Origin of the sequence: Chitinophaga varians (assembly GCF_012641275.1) — a bacterium.
GTDB classification, from domain to species: Bacteria; Bacteroidota; Bacteroidia; order Chitinophagales; family Chitinophagaceae; genus Chitinophaga; species Chitinophaga varians_A.
Window position 1 is genome coordinate 1,491,888 of record NZ_JABAIA010000003.1, and the last position, 22,330, is coordinate 1,514,217.

Annotated in this window: 24 protein-coding genes; 7 read left to right on the top strand and 17 right to left on the bottom strand. The window is 49.4% G+C overall.

What is annotated here, in order from left to right:
• Nucleotides 1-244: 244 nt before the first annotated feature.
• A complete protein-coding gene (locus tag HGH92_RS28690) occupies nt 245-1,573 on the top strand; it encodes a saccharopine dehydrogenase C-terminal domain-containing protein (protein ID WP_168874247.1) in 1,329 nt (442 codons plus the stop codon).
• A gap of 85 nt (nt 1,574-1,658) precedes the next feature.
• On the opposite strand, the gene HGH92_RS28695 is transcribed toward HGH92_RS28690, so the two are convergent.
• The 7 genes from HGH92_RS28695 to pdhA form a co-directional block, all read right to left on the bottom strand.
• Nucleotides 1,659-2,336, bottom strand: a complete 678-nt coding sequence (locus HGH92_RS28695; protein ID WP_168874248.1) for an SIR2 family NAD-dependent protein deacylase — start codon at nt 2,334-2,336, stop codon at nt 1,659-1,661.
• A gap of 23 nt (nt 2,337-2,359) precedes the next feature.
• Nucleotides 2,360-3,220 (bottom strand): DUF4349 domain-containing protein, encoded by an 861-nt coding sequence (locus HGH92_RS28700; RefSeq protein WP_168874249.1) that lies wholly within the window; start codon nt 3,218-3,220, stop codon nt 2,360-2,362.
• A gap of 59 nt (nt 3,221-3,279) precedes the next feature.
• On the bottom strand, nt 3,280-3,690 hold the full coding sequence (locus HGH92_RS28705) for an EVE domain-containing protein (protein ID WP_168874250.1): 411 nt from the start codon (nt 3,688-3,690) through the stop codon (nt 3,280-3,282).
• Nucleotides 3,691-3,706: 16 nt separating this feature from the next.
• Entirely contained in the window at nt 3,707-4,429 is a 723-nt protein-coding gene (locus tag HGH92_RS28710) for a (Fe-S)-binding protein (protein WP_247655067.1), read from the bottom strand.
• An 85-nt stretch (nt 4,430-4,514) separates the two neighbouring features.
• A complete protein-coding gene (ribH, locus tag HGH92_RS28715; RefSeq protein ID WP_168874251.1) occupies nt 4,515-5,018 on the bottom strand; it encodes a 6,7-dimethyl-8-ribityllumazine synthase in 504 nt (167 codons plus the stop codon).
• A gap of 117 nt (nt 5,019-5,135) precedes the next feature.
• On the bottom strand, nt 5,136-5,834 hold the full coding sequence (locus HGH92_RS28720; protein ID WP_168874252.1) for a tetratricopeptide repeat protein: 699 nt from the start codon (nt 5,832-5,834) through the stop codon (nt 5,136-5,138).
• Nucleotides 5,835-5,946: 112 nt separating this feature from the next.
• On the bottom strand, nt 5,947-6,957 hold the full coding sequence (pdhA, locus tag HGH92_RS28725; RefSeq protein WP_317166455.1) for a pyruvate dehydrogenase (acetyl-transferring) E1 component subunit alpha: 1,011 nt from the start codon (nt 6,955-6,957) through the stop codon (nt 5,947-5,949).
• Between the two features lie 210 nt (nt 6,958-7,167).
• On the opposite strand from pdhA, the gene recF reads away from it, so the two are divergent.
• Both recF and HGH92_RS28735 read left to right on the top strand, forming a co-directional pair.
• Nucleotides 7,168-8,244, top strand: coding sequence for a DNA replication/repair protein RecF (gene recF / locus HGH92_RS28730; protein ID WP_168874253.1), 1,077 nt, complete (start codon nt 7,168-7,170; stop codon nt 8,242-8,244).
• Between the two features lie 114 nt (nt 8,245-8,358).
• Nucleotides 8,359-8,646, top strand: coding sequence for a DUF721 domain-containing protein (locus HGH92_RS28735; RefSeq protein ID WP_168874254.1), 288 nt, complete (start codon nt 8,359-8,361; stop codon nt 8,644-8,646).
• Between the two features lie 9 nt (nt 8,647-8,655).
• Here HGH92_RS28735 and HGH92_RS28740 read toward each other — a convergent pair whose 3' ends face one another.
• The 7 genes from HGH92_RS28740 to HGH92_RS28770 all read right to left on the bottom strand — a co-directional run bounded on the left by HGH92_RS28740 (nt 8,656) and on the right by HGH92_RS28770 (nt 13,616).
• On the bottom strand, nt 8,656-9,165 hold the full coding sequence (locus HGH92_RS28740) for a DUF4252 domain-containing protein (protein ID WP_168874255.1): 510 nt from the start codon (nt 9,163-9,165) through the stop codon (nt 8,656-8,658).
• Nucleotides 9,166-9,167: 2 nt separating this feature from the next.
• Nucleotides 9,168-9,683, bottom strand: a complete 516-nt coding sequence (locus HGH92_RS28745; protein ID WP_168874256.1) for a DUF4252 domain-containing protein — start codon at nt 9,681-9,683, stop codon at nt 9,168-9,170.
• A 40-nt stretch (nt 9,684-9,723) separates the two neighbouring features.
• Nucleotides 9,724-10,239: a hypothetical protein gene (locus HGH92_RS28750; RefSeq protein WP_168874257.1), complete on the bottom strand. Its 516-nt coding sequence runs from the start codon at nt 10,237-10,239 to the stop codon at nt 9,724-9,726.
• Nucleotides 10,229-10,741: an RNA polymerase sigma factor gene (locus tag HGH92_RS28755; RefSeq protein ID WP_168874258.1), complete on the bottom strand. Its 513-nt coding sequence runs from the start codon at nt 10,739-10,741 to the stop codon at nt 10,229-10,231. The genes HGH92_RS28750 and HGH92_RS28755 overlap by 11 nt, the downstream gene beginning before the upstream one ends.
• A gap of 128 nt (nt 10,742-10,869) precedes the next feature.
• Nucleotides 10,870-11,922: an ABC transporter permease gene (locus HGH92_RS28760; RefSeq protein ID WP_168874259.1), complete on the bottom strand. Its 1,053-nt coding sequence runs from the start codon at nt 11,920-11,922 to the stop codon at nt 10,870-10,872.
• 6 nt (nt 11,923-11,928) lie between these two features.
• The gene (locus HGH92_RS28765; RefSeq protein ID WP_168874260.1) at nt 11,929-13,011 is read right to left on the bottom strand and encodes a BT_3928 family protein; all 1,083 of its coding nucleotides are present in this window, start codon (nt 13,009-13,011) and stop codon (nt 11,929-11,931) included.
• Between the two features lie 53 nt (nt 13,012-13,064).
• On the bottom strand, nt 13,065-13,616 hold the full coding sequence (locus HGH92_RS28770; RefSeq protein ID WP_168874261.1) for a DUF1599 domain-containing protein: 552 nt from the start codon (nt 13,614-13,616) through the stop codon (nt 13,065-13,067).
• Between the two features lie 187 nt (nt 13,617-13,803).
• Here HGH92_RS28770 and folP point away from each other — a divergent pair, with 187 nt between their 5' ends.
• Genes folP through HGH92_RS28785 form a run of 3 tightly spaced genes read left to right on the top strand, consistent with a single transcriptional unit; the run spans nt 13,804 to nt 15,933 of the window.
• Nucleotides 13,804-14,667, top strand: coding sequence for a dihydropteroate synthase (gene folP, locus HGH92_RS28775; RefSeq protein WP_168874262.1), 864 nt, complete (start codon nt 13,804-13,806; stop codon nt 14,665-14,667).
• Between the two features lie 20 nt (nt 14,668-14,687).
• Nucleotides 14,688-15,500, top strand: a complete 813-nt coding sequence (locus tag HGH92_RS28780) for a diadenylate cyclase (RefSeq protein ID WP_168874263.1) — start codon at nt 14,688-14,690, stop codon at nt 15,498-15,500.
• Nucleotides 15,501-15,534: 34 nt separating this feature from the next.
• Nucleotides 15,535-15,933, top strand: coding sequence for a thiol-disulfide oxidoreductase DCC family protein (locus HGH92_RS28785; protein WP_168874264.1), 399 nt, complete (start codon nt 15,535-15,537; stop codon nt 15,931-15,933).
• A 104-nt stretch (nt 15,934-16,037) separates the two neighbouring features.
• Here the strand turns inward: HGH92_RS28785 and HGH92_RS28790 are convergent, their stop codons facing one another.
• The gene (locus HGH92_RS28790; RefSeq protein ID WP_168874265.1) at nt 16,038-16,925 is read right to left on the bottom strand and encodes an FKBP-type peptidyl-prolyl cis-trans isomerase; all 888 of its coding nucleotides are present in this window, start codon (nt 16,923-16,925) and stop codon (nt 16,038-16,040) included.
• 41 nt (nt 16,926-16,966) lie between these two features.
• Nucleotides 16,967-17,971 (bottom strand): DHH family phosphoesterase, encoded by a 1,005-nt coding sequence (locus HGH92_RS28795; protein ID WP_168874266.1) that lies wholly within the window; start codon nt 17,969-17,971, stop codon nt 16,967-16,969.
• Between the two features lie 164 nt (nt 17,972-18,135).
• Between HGH92_RS28795 and HGH92_RS28800 the strand changes: the two genes are divergently transcribed.
• Nucleotides 18,136-18,552, top strand: coding sequence for a nucleoside-diphosphate kinase (locus HGH92_RS28800; RefSeq protein ID WP_168874267.1), 417 nt, complete (start codon nt 18,136-18,138; stop codon nt 18,550-18,552).
• Nucleotides 18,553-18,856: 304 nt separating this feature from the next.
• On the opposite strand, the gene HGH92_RS28805 is transcribed toward HGH92_RS28800, so the two are convergent.
• Entirely contained in the window at nt 18,857-22,324 is a 3,468-nt protein-coding gene (locus tag HGH92_RS28805; RefSeq protein ID WP_168874268.1) for a pyruvate carboxylase, read from the bottom strand.
• Nucleotides 22,325-22,330 lie beyond the last annotated feature (6 nt).

Below are 22,330 nucleotides of genomic sequence, written 5' to 3' on the forward strand. Positions count from 1 at the left end.
GCTTTTCTGCGTTAGTATGTGTAATGGTTTAATTTTACTTTATCTAAAATATGTATAAATAGGGAAATATATCGAAAATTAAATATTGGCAAAGTATTTGTTTTTAATAGACTGATAATCAATAGATCGAATCACTCAAACCTGGGTTTTGGGCGGGATATGCACCGAATTTTACTGTCAGTTCAAACATTAACATCAAAAATGCTGTTATTCCCCTGATTCTTAACCTTTTCTTAAAGAGACTATGAAGAATATTCTGTTGTTTGGGGCCGGAAAATCGGCGACCAGCCTGATCGACTATCTGCTGGCCAATGCACCTAGACAAAAATGGCATATCACGGTGGCGGACCATGACCTGATGCTCATCAAATCCAAAACAGGCAAGTCTTATTATGCCACCCCGGCGGCCATCGACATAAAAGACCAGGCGGCCCGGCAGCAGCTGATACAGGAAACGGACCTTGTCATCTCCCTGCTCCCTCCCCACCTGCATATTACCGTGGCCAAAGATTGCCTGCAGTTCCATAAAAACCTCCTCACCGCTTCCTATATTGATCCCGAAGTACGCAAACTCGAAAAAGACATTGAAAAAGCCGGGCTCCTGTTCATGTATGAAATGGGCCTCGATCCTGGTATCGACCATATGTCTGCCATGAAACTTATTCACTCCATCGAGAAAAAAGGCGGACAGATATTTTCGTTTAAATCCTACTGCGGCGGCCTTATCTCCCCGGAAAGCCTGGACAACCCATGGCAGTACAAGATCTCCTGGAACGCGCGCAACGTAGTGATGGCCGGCGCTTCCGGCGCCATCTACCGCGAAAAGGGCAAAACCCGCGAAGTGGCGTACGAACAGCTCTTTGACCATAACAAAACCATCCAGGTGCCCGGACTGGGCAAACTCGCCTACTATCCCAACCGCGATTCCCTCGGGTACATGGAGTCCTATAAACTGGAAAACATTGCCACCTTCATGCGCGCCACCCTGCGTTTCCCCGATTTCTGCGAAGGATGGAACGCCCTGATCAAACTGGGCCTCACCGGTGAAAACGGCAAAATACAGACCGACCACCTCACCTGCTTCGACTGGGCCACACGACATATCGAGGGAGTTGACAAACAAGCCGGCCATGAAGAAGTAATGGCCAGGTTCCTCAATGTCAGCAGCAAATCAAAAGTGATCCGGCAGCTGAAATTCCTTGGTCTGCTCAACGGCGACCAGATCAACCTCGGCGAGAAAACAGACGCGGAAGTGCTGCAACACCTGGTGGAAGATAAACTGAAGATGGAACCTTCTGATAAGGATATGATCGTGATGATGCATGAGATAGAATTCGAGCGCCGCAACATGGCCACCCGCATGCACAGCTACATGATCACACAGGGAGAAGACAATGTACGCACGGCCATGGCCAAAACAGTAGGACTGCCGCTGGGCATCCTTGCCAAACTGCTGCTGCAGGAGAAAATAACCCTCACCGGCCTGCGCATCCCCGTGATGCCCGAAATATATAACCCGGTCTTAAAAGAACTGGAAGAATTTGATATCCGTTTTGAAGAAAGTTTTGAGTAGACGATATGATTATCCTGTGATAAACACTAACGGAGAAGAAAGGACTCGTGAGAGCTCCCCGCATGAAACGGGGAGCTTTTATTTTTTACAAAAGCGTGAGCAGCTCTGCCACGCCGGCCGTAGCCGGCTTTTCGATACTGATGATGTTATTGTATCCTTCCACGGAAGGCAGCTTTTTATCGATCAGGTACACGACAGCCTCCGGCCTGATATAGTTCAGCAGACTGGCAGCAGGATACACCTGTAAAGAAGTGCCGATCACCACGAAAATATCCGCCCACATCACTTCACGTACCGCCTGCTCTATCATGGGCACCGCTTCGCCAAACCAAACGATGTGCGGACGCAGCTGGCCGCCATCTTCAGCGAGGTCGCCCAGGCGGATGTCTTCCTGTATGTCGAAGATGAGTTCTTCATTTTTTACACTGCGCATTTTGAAAATCTCTCCATGCAGGTGCAGCACACGGGAAGAGCCCCCACGCTCATGCAGGTCGTCGATGTTTTGCGTGATCACCCGTACGTCGTACTTCGCTTCCAGTTCCGCCAGACCTGTATGGGCTGCGTTGGGCTGCGCATTTTTCACATCACGGCGACGGCTGTTGTAGAAGTCGAGCACCAGCCCGGGATTGTTTTGCCAGCCTTTGGGGGAAGCCACTTCGTATACGTCATAACCTTCCCATAAGCCATCGCTGTCACGGAAAGTCCGGAGTCCACTTTCTGCGCTGATGCCGGCTCCGGTCAGCACCACTAATCTTGGTTTCATATGTTTTGTGTCGTTTAAGTGAATCAGGCTGTTGTGACAGATGGGTTGTTCTTTCTCCAACGCCTTTTGATAAATATAAATAGAAAAACGGCAACCAGCATCAAAGGCCACCAGCCAATCACATCTATTACGAGGCCCAGTATATTGTTCCAGCCGTTGCGGAGCGCCAGTCCCACCCGGGGAAAGAACCCCGGCGCTTCCGGTGCTGATAAGGCCAGTACCTGGTAATATTCAAGATGAATGGTACTGTAGCTCACCTGGCGGTCCATGTACAGCAGCCTTCCCTTGGCGGCTTCAATCTCCTCTCGGATGGATTTCAGCTGTGCTTCCACTTCCAGCACGTCTTTTACGGTACGTGCCTGTTTCAGGATGTCGAGATAACGTTGTTCTGTGGCCACCCTCGTCTTCATACGGGCGTCCAGGTCCACATACTCCGCTGTTACGTCCTGGGAATTGATACTTTTTTCATCCAGCCGGGACACACCGCTGGTGAGCCTGTCCACGCAACTGTCGAATGCCGCGGCCGGCACTTTGATATCGAGCTGGTTACGTTTTTCCGTACCGTCGCCATGTTGAGTTTCTGCTAAGATATATCCGCCGGCCTTACTAACGATACCGGCTACACGCTTTTTAGCAGCCGCAAAATCATCCACGGAATAAGTGATACGGGCTGTCCTGATAATTTTCTGTTCGGGAGCGGGCTGGCCGGAAGAAGCGTCATCCGGCGCGAGGTATCCGGCCTGTTTGGCATCCAGTAAACCGGCAGGCGCCGTTTCGTCTTTAGCAATGGCCGGGGCTTCTAAACTGACAGAGGCCGCAGGTTCGGGTTTATGGCTACAAGCTGCCAGCAGCCAACAAGCGGAGATAAGGGTTAAGTACTTCATTGTAATGGAATTTCCGGTATGATGCGAACAATCCGGAAACTCCATAATCAAATTAAAATCTATTTCATGCCTCCCATTTCCAGGATCACGTCAAACTGATCTTTGGTAACGTCGCATACCGACAGGCGCCCCTGGCGGATCAGCGAAAGGTCGGCAAGCCTTTTTTCTGCTTTCATTTCAGCGAGGGTAACGGGCACCTTCAGCTTTTTGACCGGCTTCAGGTCTACCACTACCCAGTTTGGGTCTGGTGTGGTAGGGTCCTGGTAATGTTCTTTGGCCACTTCAGCGATCCCCACTACGGCGAGGCCTTCGTTGCTGTGGTAGAACAGTACCTGGTCGCCTTTTTTCATGGCCTTCAGGTTATTGCGTGCCTGGTAATTGCGCACGCCGTCCCAGAAGGTCTTTTTATCTTTTACAAACTGGTCCCACGAATACTTGAAAGGTTCCGATTTGACAAGCCAATAGTTCATGTGTAAGGTTTTTGGTTTACCATCCACTCGCCAGTACATCGGCGATGTGCATCACTTTAATAGGAGTACCGTGTTTACGGATATAGCCATCGAGGTGCATCAGGCAGGAAAGGTCGGTGGAGATGAGGTAATCGGCGCCGCTGTTGACGGCGTTGTTTACCTTCTGCTCCCCCATTCCTACAGAGATGGGTTCAAACTTGACCGAGAAAGTACCGCCAAACCCGCAGCAGACTTCACAATCATTCATTTCTTTCAGCTCCAGGCCTTTTACTTTTTCCAGCAGTTTACGGGGTCCTTCCTTGATGCCGCATTCGCGCAAAGCGCCGCAGGCGTCGTGATAGGTGCCCACTCCGTTGAGCGTAGCGCCGAGGTCTGTTACATGCAAGACGTCTGTGAGGAATTCGGTGAATTCGTAGAGGTTTTTGCGCAACAGTTTCACGTCGTTATGAGCGGCGGAATTATCAAACAGTTTGCTGTAGTAATTGCGGACAAACCCTGTACAGGAGCCGCTGGGGGCCACGATATAATCGAAAGTCTTGAAGTCTTTAACAAATTTGGTGGCTACTGATCTGCATTCATCCTGATAACCGGCATTATAGGCAGGCTGGCCACAGCAGGTCTGCTCCGGGTTATACATCACGTTACATCCGAGCTTCTCCAGTACTTTCACCATATTGAAAGCGGTTTCCGGAAACAGCTGGTCTACGAAACATGGTATAAATAACTGTACATTCATCATAAAATCTTTTAGCGGTTCCATTGGTTGCGCAGAGGGCCGGTTACGCCGGGGGCTTGGGCAAAGGCCGACAACCATGGTTATGGTGCTAAACTCCTCTCGCCAGGTCTCTTTGTAACGCGATCATCTTTAATGCGGTGATGGCAGCTTCCTCCCCTTTATGGCCGTGCGCTCCGCCCAGTCTGTCGAGGGCCTGCTGCTCGTTATCGACCGTCAATATACCGAATATAACGGGAACGGGCAGTTGAAGGTTCAGTTGCAGGATACCTTCTGTAACAGCTTTGCACACATAGTCAAAATGCGGGGTTTCGCCGCGGATCACGCAACCGAAAGCAATAATAGCGCCAGGTTGCTGACCGGTGCCTTTGGTGTTTTCCCAATATTGTTTGCAGGCGTAAGGCAGTTCAAACGCGCCCGGCACTACGATTTTATTGGTTTTGGACACCTTGTATTGTTGCAGTGATCTTTCGCAACCGGCTACCAGTTCGTTGACGATAGTGTCATTCCATTCGGTATACACCATAACAACACTGGCATCCTCCAGGTTGAGAATGCCAGTATCATTTAACAAGCTTTTATTGTAATCAGACATACATTCAATTTGGAATTACAAATTACGAATTACGAATTGAGGGCTGTTTTTTAGAAAGTTACTAAGTAACCGCGCTACAAAAGAACTCTTAATTCGTAATTCGTAATTCGTAATTGATTAATTCCTTACGTCTCCCAGTCTCGCCAGGTACTTGTCCATTTCACGGCCTTCGTTGGTGAGGGGGAATTTCTCTTTAATTTCTTTATAGATAGAGATGGCTTCCTGTGCCTTACCTGCTTTTTCCAGGGCCATGCCGGCGCGGAACAGGTAAACAGGGGCAGTCAGCTCATTATCATTGTAGTGACCTGCTTTTTTATAGGATTCGATACCTTCAGCGGTTTTGTTGAGCTCCATATAAGCGTCACCGATCAGGCCCAGTGCAGTAGGCTGTAGCAGCAGATCGTCTGAGCTAAAGGATTTCAGCATGTCGATACCTTTCTGGTATTCGCCCATACGGATGTAGCATACGCCAGCGCTGTATTTTGCGAGATTACCGGCTTTGGTGCCGCCGTATTTGTTTACTACCTGTAAGAAACCGTAGTTGTTACCATCGCCATTCAGCGCCAGTTTGAAGGAATCCACTGCAAAGTAGTTCTGCGCGTGGAAGATCATTTCCTGGGCTTTGTTTTCGTTGGGTTGTTTAACGAAACGGTTATAGGCGAAGAAACCGCCTACCCCCACTACTACTGCCAGCACAGCAATAGTAATGACATTTTTATTTTTAACGAAGAAGTCTTCCGCCTTGTGCATGGACTGTTCCAGGTCAAAATTTGTTGCAGGTTGCGGCGTGGTGGCTTTATCTTTAGTTTCTGCCATTTTAAAAGGTAATTGTGATTGCTTGGTTATTTAATAGGTATCAATGAACAACAGTTAGCTTTCTGCCTTTTGAAGAAAAGGTAAAAAGCTAACTGTTGCGTACTATTAAGCTTTAGTCAACGATGAAAGGATAATCCTGCTGCACATAAACGTCTTTCAGCAGCTCATCGTCAGACGGCCAGGGGGATTCTTCAGCGAACTGAACGCATTCTTCCACTTCCGCTTTCACACGGTCGTTGATCGCTTCAATTTCAGCTTCAGTAGCCCATTTGTTTTTCTCAATAACGCTCAACACCTGGTTAATCGGATCTTTCTGTTTGTACTCTTCCAGTTCCTCTTTAGTGCGGTATTTAGCGGGGTCGCTCATGGAGTGGCCACGGTAACGGTAAGTTTTGATTTCCAACAGGGTTGGGCCGCCATTTTCGCGGGCACGTTTTACCGCTCTTTCCACACCTTCGTGTACCGCTTCACAGCTCATACCGTCGATAGAATCGGCCGGCATTTCGTACGCGTCAGCGAGCTTATAGATATCCAGTACGTTGGAGGTACGTTCTACTGAAGTACCCATGGCGTACATGTTGTTTTCACAAATAAAGATCACCGGCAGTTTCCAGGTCATCGCCATGTTAAAGGTTTCATGGAGCATACCCTGACGGGCGGCACCGTCACCGAAGAAACACAGCACCACATTGTCAGTACCCTGGTACTGCTCCGCCAGCGCCAGGCCCGCACCGGTGCCAATCTGGGCGCCTACGATACCATGACCGCCAAAGAAGTTGTGCTCTTTGGAGAAGAAGTGCATACTACCTCCCTTACCTTTTGAACATCCGGTTGCTTTACCATACATCTCCGCCATACAAGCCTTGGCAGAAATACCCTTGGCAATTGCCAAAGCGTGGTCACGGTACGCGGTGATAAATTTATCTTCCGGTTTCGTCGCAGTCATTGCACCAGCAGCAATTGCCTCCTGACCGATGTACAGGTGACAAAAGCCACGGATTTTTTGCATTCCGTACAATTGGCCTGTCTTTTCTTCAAAGCGGCGCAGCAAAAGCATCAATTCATACCAGTACAGATATGTCTCTTTGGTGAATTTCGTCTTCACGTCTGTTTTAGTTTGCACTCTTTCTAAATTTGTTGGCAAATATAACAGGAAAATCCTAAAATGTAAATATCAAATCCAATTAGTATTAAATTATGCAAATTCATCAATTTCAAACAGTTTTGCATTTAATTGCAGTTTATTGAGAGATAAAGGCCCACAGACAGGGATCTATATCAGTTACAGATATTGCAGAATTTGCATATTTTTTTATACACATAATTAATTTCTTTGCTACATATAGGTAAAATATCACTCGTACAATTTAAAAATTATACCCGGCAGGACTTCCGGTTCGACCAACGGGTGGTGGGCATCACCGGCAGAAACGGCTCCGGCAAGACCAACCTCCTCGATGCCATCTATTACCTCTGCTTCACCCGCAGCTATTTTACCAGCAATGAAAGCCAGAACACCCAGTACCAGACCAACGGCTTTCGTCTGGAAGGCTACTTCGACAAACAGGGGCAGCCAGCCAAAATCGTATGCACGGTAAAAGACGGTAAAAAAGAAGTATCGCTCAACGATGAAAAATATGACCGCTTCTCCCGCCACATCGGACAATTCCCTGCGGTGATCATCGCTCCGGACGATGCGGAAATCATCCTCGGCGGCAGCGAAGAACGCCGCAAATGGCTCGACACTCTCCTGTCCCAGCTGTATCCCGACTACCTCGAACACCTCATCGCCTACCAGAAAATACTGGTACAACGCAATACGCTCCTGAAAAACATGACCGGCGCCGGCGAAGAACACAGCCTGCTGGATGTGTTTGACGAACAACTGGTACACCATGGCATCCCCGTCTTCGAACAACGGAAAGCTTTCCTGACAGGCTTTATCCCCCAGGTGCAACAACTGTACGACTACATCTCAGGCACACACGAAGTGGTGAACATCCGCTACCAATGCACCCTCCAGGAAGAAGACTATGCTATCCAGCTGCGGGCGGCCCGCTTCAAAGACCTTCAGCTGCAACGTACTTCCACCGGCATTCACCGCGACGACCTGCTGTTCCTGCTCAACGACCATCCGATGAAAAGCAGCGCCTCACAAGGACAACGCAAAAGTTTCCTCTTTGCCCTGAAACTCGCCCAGTTCGAAGTCATCAGACAGTTCAAAAAATTTGCGCCCCTGCTCCTGCTCGACGATGTATTTGAAAAACTGGACCAGGAACGTGTTACCCGCCTCATCTCACTGGTGGCCGGCCCTTCCTACGGCCAGGTCTTCATTACGGATACGCACGCAGAACGCCTGCAGCACAGCTTCGAAGGTACAGGCCAGACAATACAGCTCATCAGCATTTAGGGATTTTCTGATCAGTTTTTTTTAGTTGGCTGACAGTGAAAATTTATCACCATAACAGACAAATCTAAAAATACCCAAATCAAAAAATCCCTAAATATTCGTAGCTTTGACGCCATGCGCCACGGAACAACCAGTATCGGAGATGCCCTCCGGGAATTTATGAACAAAAGCCGCCTTAAACCCCGTCTTACTGAAGTTCGTATTCAGGAGAACTGGGAGAAAATTATGGGCAAAACCATTGCGCGCTACACACAAGGCATCCAGCTGATTGAGCAAAAACTCATCATAACAACTTCGGTAGCACCCTTAAAACAGGAATTAACTTATTCCAAAGACAAGATCATCAAACTGGTGAATGAAATGTTGGGGGAAAATGTGGTAAAGGAAGTGATGATCCGATAGTGACAGTTATCAGTTGGAGGCAAACTGATGGATCAGGCGGTTGATATCAGCTATTTTGAGGCTTGTTTGCACGTTGACCATCAGAAACTCATTGTCTTCCTGGATCAGCATTACCACGTTGCCCAGTTCATCGTCCTTTCCTTTATTCAGTATGTGTACCAGAGTACCTTTGTCACGTACTTCCATCAGCGTTTCAAACTGATCTTTTGTTTGCAGCTTTTCCATAAGCGCTGCTACGTCTTCACTGCTAACATTGGCCCCCCGCGGATTTTCGATGGTATGCACCCTGAGCTTACGGACACTTTTTAAAACGGGCCTCAGCGTCTTTACATCTTCGTCATTCGGCACGAACGACATCACAAACCCCGCCAGCCGCAACGGAAAGCTCCCAACCCTAACGCTCACCACATCGGCTTTTCCCCGGTATTTGTTACGGAATTCACGCAGTGATTTGTCCTGGGCCACTAAGGTGGACGCACCGGCCAGCAGTAAGCAACCTCCTAACAATAATTTTTTCATCGTTATTTCTTTTTAAGGTTTTTGAGTTTGTCCATACCCTGGATGTTGACAGAGTTTGCGATCTGTGATATTTCATTCAGATCAATGTCTCCCACCAGGCTCATGGCCAAAAAGTCATTGGTACCGCCTACGAGCATAATCAGCTCGTTAATGTTTCCCCGGCTGTTTTCCTTTACCATAAACTTCAGATCGCTGTCTTTGTCCCTTACGGTCATCAGCTCCTCAAAGTCGCCGGTCAGGAACACAGCTGCTTCCTTGTACAGCCGTTGTCCGTCCTTCGTGTTGTCTTTAGCGAGAATGCGCAATCCTTTTAGTTTCTGTACCACCCTCATCAGGTTTTTGGCATCGGGATCGTTCATGTCCAGTTTGGAAAACATGGAGAACATTTTGGGCGTGATACTGACCAGGGTAAAATTCCGGTCGTTTTCGTACTTCTGGAAAAAGCGGTCTATGCTACTCTGCGCGAAGAGGTGCATACTGGCAAAAACCGCTACCAGCAATAAAAGTGAACGTTTCATCTTCTTCTGGATTTTATATCAGGTTTTAAAATGGGCATGTTTAATTAGTTCCTGTAATCAGGCCGGTCGCTTCGTTGAAGTAAGCCAGCTTCTGCATTTTGTCTGTTCCCTTGTTCAGGTTTCTGGCCAACAGCTGCAACGCTTTCTTCGTTTCCAGATAAGCCATCCTGGTTTCTTCCTCCTCTTTCTGCTGCTGTATTTCCGCGATACGGACCTTTACTTCCTGCCGCTGGTGTTGTTTCATGGCATAACCTATGCCGACAGCTATCAGCAATATGGCCGCGTACTTCATCCAATGGCGGAGCGGTGACAGCGGCACTATCTTAACCGCCCCGGTTTCAACCGGCATTTCTGGTCCGGGCAACCGCTCTTCCAATGCCTGTTCGTTTTCCATTTCCTCGCGGAAGAAGCCAAATAACGGGGCTGCTTCCTGCAACGGCTCCGGCATATCAGGGTGGGATTCGCTGAAAAACCGGCGTAGCAACGCCTCTTCCTCCAGGGTGGTTTCCCCTTCCCAGTACCGGTCCAGTAACGCGATGATGTGATTATAATCCATATACCTGTATGTTTTGAAGTTTCTCCCGCACCGCCTTGCGTGCCCGGTGCAGGTTGACTTTTACGTCGTTCATGTCCAGTTCCAGTATGTCAGCGATTTCCTGATAGGAATAGCCGTCCATGTCCCTTAACTGAATGATGGTCCGGTATTTCTCCGGTAACTCGTGGATGATCCGTCTTACTTTTACCATGACGTCATTTTTCTCTGCCATGGTATGGGGGCTGTGCTGGGCCGATGGTACTTCCCCTGCCCTGTCCAGTTCATCAGCAATACGGTATTTCCTTGATTTGATTTTGTCCAGCGCCAGGTTGCGCGTGATGCGCATACACCAGGCTTCCATATTCTGTAGCTCCGGCATCTTCTCCTGCTGGCTCCATACCTTCATCAGAGCATCCTGTGTAATATCCTGCGCGTCCTCTTCGTTGCCCAGCAGGCGGTATGCAAAGCGGAAAAGCTTTTGCCTGACGGGAACGACCTGGTTAAGAAATAAGTCCAATGACATGCGGGATATTGCGTTTTATAATGAGAAGACGACTCACAAAAGACGATGTTACAACATTTCTAAAAAAAAATTCCCAGGCCTTCGGGCCTGGGTCACGATATCATCATAAATAATTGGTTGTAAACAGATTATAGTTTAATACGCGGGTCTACTACCGAATACAACATATCTGCCAGAATATTGACCAGCACAAAGATGCCTGCGGTAAACAGGATAGCGCCCATGACCACCGGGAAATCAAATTTGTCGAGCGCATCTACCGTCACCTTGCCGATCCCTTTCCAGCCAAAGATGTACTCCACAAAAAAAGCGCCCGCCAGCAGTTCAGCAAACCAGCCTGTGATGGCGGTGATCACCGGGTTGAGCGCATTACGCAGCGCATGGTGCCAGATCACTACCCTGCGGGACAGCCCTTTAGCATAGGCCGTGCGGATGTAGTCCTGATGCAGCACATCTAGCATGGCGCTGCGGGTGAGCTGCACGATAATAGCCAGCGGACGAATGCCCAGGGTAAGCGCGGGCAGTATCAGGTTGCGCAGGTTCAGCACCCTGCCCCGGAAAGGATCTATATCGAACAGGCTGCCGGTCATATGCAGGCCGGTATAACCGCTGAGCACAAATCCTAACAGGTACGCCAGTACGATACCGGCAAAAAAGGAAGGCGCCGAAATACCAATCACACTGGCAAACACCGCGCTGGTGTCCATCCAGGTGTTTTGTTTGACAGCGGACAACACGCCCAGCCCTATACCGGCCACCGTGGCGAAAAGCATGGCCGCAGTGGCGAGCAATAATGTGCCCGGCAGCGCTTCTATCAGGATTTCCCATACCGGCTTCTTGCCCTGATAGGAACGGCGCAGATAAGGTGTTTTAAGCACCAGTATCTTTTCGCCTGACAGGTGGGCGAGGGTCACGTAATGCAGGTTTTCCGTTGCTTCCGCCAGTGGATGCACGCCTACGGGCGACAGATCATTAAGATAAAGCAGGAACTGCACCCCTACCGGCTGGTCGAGGTGCAGTTCTTTACGGACGTTTTCAAGAGAAGACACATCTGCCCGCTGACCGAGCGTCAGCCGGGCCGGATCGCCGGGTAATACATTGAACAGGAAAAACACCACTACCACCACGCCCAGCAGTACCAGCAACCCATATCCTGTTTTCCGGAGAAGAAAGCGTAACATAGTGTCTTACGGAATATCGTTATAATGCCATTTACTTACAATGGTGCCTTTTTTCAGTTCGATCAGGCATGGATTGGCCCTGCCAGCTGTTTTGATAGCCACGCCGTCCATCTGCACGAAAGGAAACTCCAGCCCATGCTGCTGTTTAAAAGCAGCAATCTGTTCTTTGGTAGATGCTGACACGCCATAGATCAGTATTTCCTGGTTCTTCCACTTCTGCTGCAGGGCTTTCATTTTGTTGTCCCAGCCTTCTCCGGCTTTCTCCACGTTCTGTACGAGGAACAGAAACACGGTTTTGTCTTCATTGAGGATGGCCTGGGTTTGATTAACGCCATCCGCATCTGTGAGGATGAAGTCTTTGATGGCCGGTTCAGCATTGCCTTTCTTGATCAGTTTATCTTTGCGGTCCACAAATTTCCAGGTACTGTCTGACCAGGGATAGTTGTCGGCCGTGAATTCTTTTTTCTCACCGTTTTTCTCATAGATGAAGATCATCTCGTACACATCGGGAGTGGCGCCGGGAGGAAGTTTCATCTTCTCTGAGATGTTATTGCCCACTTTATAGGGCAGGCAGTCTATAAACGGCAGATGGCGAAGGGTGTACCATTGCACGCCAAACGAAGCAATCGCCGACAACAACAGCACCAGTCCCGCTCCTTTAAACAACGGCTGTACGCTTTTGCGGTAAATGTAAATCACCAGTATCATCACCAGCAGGGCCACATCTTTCCAGAAAGTCTGTTCAGCAGTGAGTTTGATACAATCGCCGAAACAGCCGCATTCGCGGATGGTGCCACTGAAGAGCGCATAACCGGTAAGGAAGGTAAAGAACAGGATCAGCAGCAACAGCAGCACAGAGAAGACACGCATACGGTATCCTACCAGTACCGCCACGCCGGCAATGATCTCGAAAGCGTTCATGATCACTGAGAAGGCAAGGGAATAGGGCGACAGAAAAGTAAGGTGCAGCACCTCAAAGAACTCTTCCATCTTATAACTAAGGCCTAATGGATCGTTGGCTTTGATCAGGCCTGAAAAAATAAACAGCACTCCTACAATAATCCGCAATAGGTTCAGGACAACTTTCATAAAATAGTTTAATGGTTAAGCAATGAATTCTGGTTCAGGGCTGAAGCCCTGCGCTATGAACGTTCAGGGCTATCCTCACTGATCTTGATCAGTGCAAACAATGCATAGTTGATGATGTCTGTATAGTTGGCATCGATACCTTCCGAGATCAGGGTTTTACCCTGGTTACGGAGAATCTGTTTAATACGCAGCAGTTTGGTCAGAATGAGGTCCACGAAGGACTCCTGGCTCATGTCCCTCCACGCTTCGCCATAGTCGTGGTTTTTATCTTCCATTACGGCCTTTACCTGTTGAATGTATTTGCTATAGAGCTGTTCCACTTCTTCCACGGGCAAGTCCGTATAGGGGTTGCCGTTTTGTTCCATTTGAATAAGCCCGATCACACCGTAGTTGACGATCCCTTTGAATTCACCTTCGATGTTGTCTTCCACTTTCTGTACGCCTATCTCCTGCAGGTTGCGGATACGCTGCGCTTTGATAAAGATCTGGTCTACCACTGAAATGGGACGTAATACCCTCCAGGAGGTGCCATAATCTTTGGTTTTTTTGATAAAAATGTCTTTGCAGCCCGCCACCGCGGCATCGTATTGTGCTAATGTATTCATGGTCCTAAACGTAACAGTTCCTTACACCCCAAGGCGCAATCTGATAAAGATCGTAAACAAAACGTACAAATCAAAGTCCGTGATCTTTAACCATTTTGCTGCTTTGCATGTGTAATTCCTTTATTTTGCATTACTTAAATTTGTGAACAGCGATTCAGAGGGCAAAATAAAGAATAAAAACCATTAAATGCGACCACACCATATCAATACCTTACAGGAACCGTCCATCAATTGTCGGGGGCAGCTGTTATCGCTGGCCAGGCCGGTAGTGATGGGCATTATCAACGTTACAGACGATTCCTTTTATGAAGGCAGCCGGATGCATGGGCTGCACCAGGTAGTGGAGAAAGCCGGGCAACACCTGCAGGAAGGCGCTGCCATACTGGACCTGGGCGCACAAAGCACCCGTCCGGGCGCCACCATGCTGGGACCGGAAGAAGAACTCAACAGGCTCCTGCCGGCCATTCATGCTATTCTGAACCACTACCCCCAGGCCATTATTTCGATCGACACCTGGTATGCCGCCGTCGCGGAAAAGACGGTCCACGCCGGCGCCGCCATCATCAATGACATCAGCGCCGGTGACCTGGACAAGGACATGATCCCTTTGGCAGGCCGCCTGCAGGTGCCTTACATTGCGATGCATATGCAGGGCGAGCCTGCCACGATGCAACATAAACCGCAATATGAAAACGTGGTGCGCGAGGTACTGGACTATATGGCCCGCAAGCTGGCGCAATGCCGTGCCGCAGGCATCCGCGATTTTATCGCAGATCCGGGGTTTGGTTTCGGGAAAACGCTGGAACATAACTACGCCCTGATGAAGGACCTCTCCCTTTTCCATCAGATACTGGGGGTGCCGGTACTGACGGGCATCTCCCGCAAATCCATGATTTATAAACTGCTGGACATCACACCAGCGGAAGCCCTCAACGGCACCACCGTGCTCAATACCATTGCGCTGTTGCATGGCACCCATCTGCTGCGGGTACATGACGTTAAAGCAGCCGTAGAAGCAGTCAGGATCACAGAGAAAATGAAAGGCAATTAAATCTTAGTATTTTTACAACTATGAAGGAAGTAATACAATTTTATGGATATGAGTTTCGCTGGCTGAATGTTTTGGACCTGCTGATCGTAGTTTTTCTGATTATACAGTTATATCGTCTGCTGAAAGGCAGCCTGGCTTTCAATATTTTTGTCGGCCTGCTGATGGTATACGCAGCTTTCTTCCTGGTACGGGCGTTACAGATGCCTATCCTCACCAGTATCCTGCAGAACTTTATCAACGTCGGCATCATTGCCATCATTATTATATTCCAGCCCGAGATCAGGAAGTTTCTGTTGGTGCTGGGCAAAAAAACACCGTTGAGCAAAGACAGCTTTCTGACCAAACTGTTCCTGCCCGACAAGTTCAAAAGCTATAAAGACGAAGAAAATATTATCAACGAGGTGATTGTGGCCGTGAGCCATATGCAGGCCACCTTTACCGGCGCACTGATCGTGATTGCCACCACCTACCGCCTGAAGTTCGATACCGCTTCCAGCATCACCATCGACGGTAACGTCAGCGCCAAGCTCATAGAGAGCATTTTCGACAAACACAGTCCGCTGCACGACGGCGCACTGATCATTGTCGGCAATAAGATCCTGGCTGCCAAGGTGATCCTGCCTGTTTCCGAAAACCCCAACCTGCCTACGCGGGTGGGACTGCGCCACCGTTCGGCCGTGGGGATCACGGAGCACAGTGACAACCTGGCCATTATCGTTTCCGAGGAAAGAGGCACCATCGCCTATGCACAGGACGGCAACCTGGTGACGGATGTTTCGCTGGAAGACCTTAAAGTAAAACTCTACGAGGTGTTGATCGATGGTTATGCGTGAGAGAGTTAACGTAAACGGCACAACGATTTAGACCATGGACATTATATTATTTGACGGGGTCTGCAACTTATGTAATGGTAGTATCAATTTTGTGATACGGCACGACCGCCGGGGACATTTCCGGTTTGCGCCGTTACAGTCTGATGCAGCGGCCACGCTGGCAGCCACCCATCAAATAGACATCTCCCAAATGGCGTCTTTTATACTGGTACAAAACGGTAAGGCTTATACGAAAAGTACGGCCGCCCTTCGGGTAGCCAGGCAACTGCCCTTTCCGTGGAAGTTGTTATATGCCGGAATAATCTTTCCCCGCTTTATAAGGGATGGCGTGTATAATATAATTGCGCGTAACCGTTACCGTTGGTTTGGCAGGAAAGACAGCTGCATGGTCCCCACTCCTGAAATTAAGGAGCGGTTCCTGGATAAAATATAAAGATACCTGAAACAGAATATGCCCCGGGGCTTCAGCCCTGGGAACGCTACATAAAAAAAGCCTCCCGAACGGGAGGCTTTTTTTATTCACTGCCGGAGCAGGATTTATTTTTTACCAGGAACCGGAGCTGCTGCAGCAGGAGCGGCAGGCGCAGGGGTACCAGGTTTAATGTCTACCAGTTGTACATCAAATACCAGGATAGAGTTGGCAGGAATTGCCGGAGGGCTGCCCTGTAAACCGTAAGCCATTGTAGAAGGGATCAGCAGGGTAGCTTTAGTACCTTTTTTCAGGCCTTTCAGACCGGAGTCCCATCCTTTGATGACGAAGCCCTGGCCGATCGGGAATTTGATAGGCTCTAAAGGCATGCCCGGGCGCAGGGTAGAATCCTGGCTGGAGTCAAATACTTTACCGGAAGTCAGTTTACCAGTGTAGTGTACTACAACGGTATCGCCAACATTAGGAGTTCCACCGGTACCTTCCTGTTGAATAGCGATGTATACGCCGTCAGGATTTTTGGTAGCGTTGATTTTGTTTTTCTCCATGTATTCCTTGATAGCTTTCTCATCTTTTTCTTTCTGGGTAGAAGCAGAGAATTTGTTTTCTACCGCGAAAGTGATTTTCAGCTTATCACCTTTTTTACCGAAGGGAGGACGTTCGTTAACTGGCAATGAATCCCAGGGAATAACGAAGGTGGCACTGTCACCTTCATGCAGGAGCGCCAGTCCTTCCATCAGGTCGAACTTGTTCTGTGGTTTGGAAATCAGAACAGGGATTGCAGCACCAACGATTTTGCGGGACTCACCCAGAATGGAGTCGTTGATACGCTGCGTCACATTCATAAGGGCAGTATCTCCCAGCTTCAGTTGTGCTCCGCTGCCGGATTTGTGAACGATATATTCAATACCGCCTGGTGTCTTTTTAACGCCACCCGTTCCGCAGCTGGCTATCAGTAAGCCGAACGCTGCAACTAATAACTGATTGTTTCTTTTCATTTGATTGTATTAGTAGTTGATATACTTGTAACAGTTGTGCCTTATTGTAAAAGCGTTTCGTTTTCTTCCACTGCCTTGATGAACCGGTTGACTGTTTTTTCCAGGGAATCGGTGCTTCTTCCTCCGGAGGCGTTGAAATGTCCTCCTCCTTCAAAATACCTGCGGGCGAAGGTATTCACGTCAAAATTACCTTTGGAACGGAATGACAGCTTCACTTCTGAATTACGGTCGATGATCAATGCGGCCATCTTAATGCCCTGGATAGACAGCAGGAAGTTGACCAGCCCTTCTGTATCGCCGGTCTGGAGGTCGAAACGCTTCAGGTCGGAATAGGGAATGGCCAGCATAGCCGTATTATACTCATAGAACACCTCCATGCGGTTCAACAGGCTGTGCCCGAGGAAGCGGAGACGGTTCTCCAGGAAATTGTCATAGATCTCCTGGTGGATGATCTCGTGACGTAGTCCTCTGTCCATCAGGTCTGCCACCATCCGGTGAACCCGGGCGGTAGTGGACGCAAAACGGAACGAACCGGTATCTGTGACCGTACCGGCATATATGCATTGGGCAATGTCCAGGTTAATGAGCTTTTCATCGCCCAGCTTATAGATCGTTTCGTACACCAGTTGCGCCGTAGAGCTGGCCGAAGTGTCGCTTACCCCATACTCAAAGTCCGGCTGCGGTTCCAGGTGGTGATCGATCAGTATTTTGGTGCATTTAACGGCTTCCAGATGCGGCGCCATGTTCTTGGTACGGTACAAAGCGTTGAAATCGAGGCAGAAAAGCAGTTGTATATCTTTCAGTGCCTCCATCGCCTTGTCTGTAGAAGATTCAAAATCAATCACACCCTCCGCTCCTGGCATCCATTTTAAGAAGTCCGGGAAATTAGTTGGAGAAATGACCGTTACCTGGTGGCCTTTCTGAATCAGATAATGGTATAGTGCCAGTGAAGACCCCATGGCATCTGCATCCGGTTTCTGATGCATTGTGATCACCACTTTCTTCGGCGCTTCCAGTAAAGGTTTAATTTCCTCGATCGGCTTCATTAAAAAACTGTAATGTTAAGACTAATTTCTTGTCACAACCAATAATTTGTGACAGAAAATGAAGTGCGAAGATCTTTATTTGAGCCAGAATTTCAAAATTTTTTACCACTAAAGAAAATGTAATTACTTTTGCGGCCTAATCTGTAATTCGGAATAAAACAAATATGAGCAACAGAACATTTACAATGATTAAGCCTGATGCGGTAGCAAACGGGCATATTGGTGGCATCCTGAACATGATCAATGCCGCAGGTTTCCGCATCGTAGCCATGAAAATGACACAGCTGTCTGCAGCCAAAGCGGGTGAATTTTATGCAGTGCATAAAGAAAGACCTTTCTACGGCGAACTGGTAGAATTCATGAGCAGCGGCCACATTGTAGCAGCTATCCTGGAAAAAGACAATGCAGTAGAAGATTTCCGTAAACTGATCGGCGCTACCAACCCTGCCAACGCAGAAGAAGGTACCATCCGTAAAAAATACGCTGAGTCTATCGGCCGTAACGCTGTTCACGGTTCTGACTCTGATGAGAATGCTGCCATCGAAGGAGATTTCTTCTTCAGCGGCCTTGAAAAATTCTAATCTCCGTCCAACGGAAAAGCAAAAAAATAACCTGGCCAGGGGCCAGGTTATTTTTTTGTTCTTAGGCTAGAATTTTTTAAATATAAATTATTGGTTTTTAAATAATTAACCAGTATTTATTAAAGTACTAGTTTTAATAAGACGACATTTGACCAATTTCACCCGACAAAAGAGTAAAATCACTTGATTTTCAACCCTCAAATTTATACATTTCGTTCGCAAAAAGCGGTTTTTGATACCAAAAATCAATTGTTTTAATTAACTGATTTACAATAATTTAATTTCATATACTTAAACCTATCTCTTAAACAGAAGCCTGTTTTTCCATTTCCACTACCAAATCATCCTGCTGCACCATACTTCCCTCCCCTAACAGCACAGCCTTGACGCTCCCGTTTCGGGTAGCCGTTACCGTTGTTTCCATCTTCATTGCCTCGATGATAAATAACGGCATATTGGGTGTCACCACAGCTCCGGCTTCTACCAGCACCCGGGACAACCTGCCCGGCAACGGCGCCCCGATTTCCACTACGGCGTCCACCACCTTCCGGTTCTCCACTGCCACGCTCTTCACCGCATGGTCCCTCACCTGGACACGACGGGCATAACCGTTCAGCTCAAACACCACCGTCCGCATCCCGTGCTCATCGGCCGGCAACACATACAGCAGCTTCACAATGATTGTCTTGCCCTTGCTCAGCGTGATCAGTATCTCTTCCCCCTGCTTCAGCCCATAAAAAAACGCCGGCGTGGGAATAGCCTCCACGTTACCAAAGATCATCGCATGCTGATAGTACTCATCGAACACCTTCGGGAACATCTGGTAACTGAGATAGTCCAGGAACTCAGCATGCGGGTACTTCGTTTGAAAGGCTGCAAAGTCGGCCTCAAAATCCACGGGCGGTAACTGCGCATTGGGATTACCGGCTATCGGCTTTTCTCCTTTCAGCACAATCCGTTGCAGCTCAGCAGGGAAACCACCAAAAGGCACGCCCAGTTCCCCCCTGAAAAAACCTTTCACGGAAGCAGGGAAAGCCAGGTTACGCGAACCATCCAGCACATCAGCGGCTGTTAACTGATTGCTGGTCATGAACAAAGCCATATCACCCACTACCTTGGAACTGGGCGTGACTTTCACAATATCGCCAAAGAGCTGGTTCACCACGGCATAGTTCCGCTTGATCTGTTCCAGTTTATCTCCCAGCCCCAGTGACTCCGCCTGTTGCCGCAGGTTGGAATACTGTCCGCCGGGGATCTCATTTTCATATATCTGCGCTGTGCCGGCCTTCATGTCCGACTCAAACGGATAATAGAACTCCCTTACATCTTCCCAATAGTTGCTATGCTCGTTCAGCGAAGCGAGGTTCATCTTCCGCCCGCGCGGATGCCCGTCCATAATAGCCACCAACGAGTTAAGGTTGGGCTGTGACGTAAGCCCGCTGAGCGAGGCTATCGCCGTGTCCACCACATTCACCCCAGCTTCAATAGCTTTAAGGTAGGTGGCCGCCTGTATCCCGGCAGTATCGTGCGTATGCAGCACAATAGGCAGTTTCACGGCGTCACGAAGCGCGCCGATCAGGACTGACGCCGCTTCCGGCTTCAGCAGCCCGGCCATGTCCTTCACCGCCAGCATATGCGCGCCGGCGTCTTCCAGGCGGCGCGCCAGGTCTGTATAATACTGAAGGGTATATTTATTGTTATCTGCCCGCAGCACATCACCGGTATAGCTGATGGCCGCCTGCGCAATAGCGTTGGTGCGTTCCCGTACAAACCGGATACTCGGCGCCATGGCCTCTACCCAGTTGAGCGAGTCGAAAATGCGGAACACGTCGATCCCGTTCTCTGCCGCCTTTTCTATAAATGTAGCGATGAGATTTTCGGGATATGCCGAGTAGCCGACAGCGTTAGCTCCACGGAACAGCATCTGTAGCAGCATGTTGGGCATGGCTTTACGCAACAGTTGCAGCCGCCGCCACGGGCACTCATGCAGAAAACGCATGGCCACATCAAAGGTGGCCCCTCCCCATACTTCCATGGAGAATATCTCCGGATTGTTTTTGGCGTACCCTTCGGCCACGGCAAGCATGTCTTTGGTACGCACACGGGTGGCCAGCAAACTCTGGTGCGCGTCCCGGAAAGTGGTGTCTGTATAATAGACCGGCTTCTCTTCCCTCAGCCAGTGTGTAAACCCTTCCCTTCCCATTTGCTCCAGCCGGTCCTTCATGCCGGCCGGGTACGGCTGCAACGATGCATACGCCGGGATCTCAGGCGTACGGAACGTCTTGTTCTCCGCTTTGCCTTTTACGTCCGGGTGCCCGTTCACCGTCACATCAGCCAGGTACATCAGGGTTTTCGTGCCCCGGTCCCGTATCTGTGACAACTTAAACAATTCAGGGTGCTGGTCAATGAAAGCAACGGTACAGTTGCCTTTCCTGAAGACGTCATTGGTGATCACATTTTCAAGGAAACGGATATTGGTTTTCACCCCTCTGATGCGGAATTCCCGCAGCGTGCGGTGCAGGCGGCTGGAAGCGCCAGACAGCGTGCGGCCCCAGGCCGTCACCTTTACCAGCATGGAATCGAAGAAGGGCGAAATCTTTACGCCTGAGTAAGTGCTGCCTTCATCCAGCCGTATCCCAAAACCACCGGCATTGCGGTAAGCGATCACGGTGCCGTAGTCAGGCTTAAAATTGTTTTCCGGGTCTTCTGTGGTGATACGGCACTGGATGGCAAAACCGTTGAGCCGCACGTCTTCCTGGCCTTTCAGGAATATCTCGGGGTCGGACAGCCGGTGCCCCTGCGCTATCAGTATCTGCGAGCGGACGATATCGATGCCGGTCACCTCTTCGGTAACGGTATGCTCTACCTGGATACGGGGATTGACTTCTATAAAATAGATATGGTGGGACCTGTCTACCAGGAATTCCACTGTGCCTACATTGTCGAACCCTACTTTATGTGCGAGGCGCAGGGCGTACTCATATAATTTATCGCGGGTATGTTGGGGCAGATTGGGCGACGGGGCAATCTCCACCACTTTCTGGAACCGCCGTTGCACGGAGCAGTCCCGTTCATAGAGATGCACAATGTTGCCGTGCCTGTCACCCATCAGTTGTACTTCAATATGTTTAGGGTCTTCGATGAATTTCTCAATGAAGATGGTATCATCGCCGAAAGCTTTGGCTGCTTCGCTGCGCGCCTCCAGGAAAGCCCTTTCCAGGGCCGATTCTTCGGCCACCATGCGCATTCCGCGGCCACCGCCGCCGGCGGCGGCTTTCAGCATCACCGGAAAGCCTATACGTTTTGCTTCCGCTAAAACGATGCTCACATCCGTCAGTCGCACCTGGCTGTCGGCAATCAACGGTACTTCCGCCTCCCTAGCGATCACTTTTGCGGCGACCTTATCGCCCAGCTGCGCCATGACTTCCGGCGCGGGGCCGACGAAGATGATGCCTTCTTCGCGGCAACGGCGGGCGAACTGTACGTTTTCACTGAGGAAACCGTAGCCCGGATGGATGGCGTCCACCTGTTGTGTCTTCGCCAGGTTGATGATGGCTTCGATGTCCAGGTATGGCTTCAGCGGTTCATCATCGCGACCTATCTGATAGGCTTCGTCCGCTTTATAGCGATGCAGCGAATAGCGGTCTTCATACGTAAATACGGCGATAGTCCGGATGCGTAGCTCAGCGGCGGCCCTCAGTACCCGTACAGCGATTTCGCCACGGTTGGCCACCAATAGTTTGTTTATTTTTCTAAAAGCGGGGGCAGACATAATAAA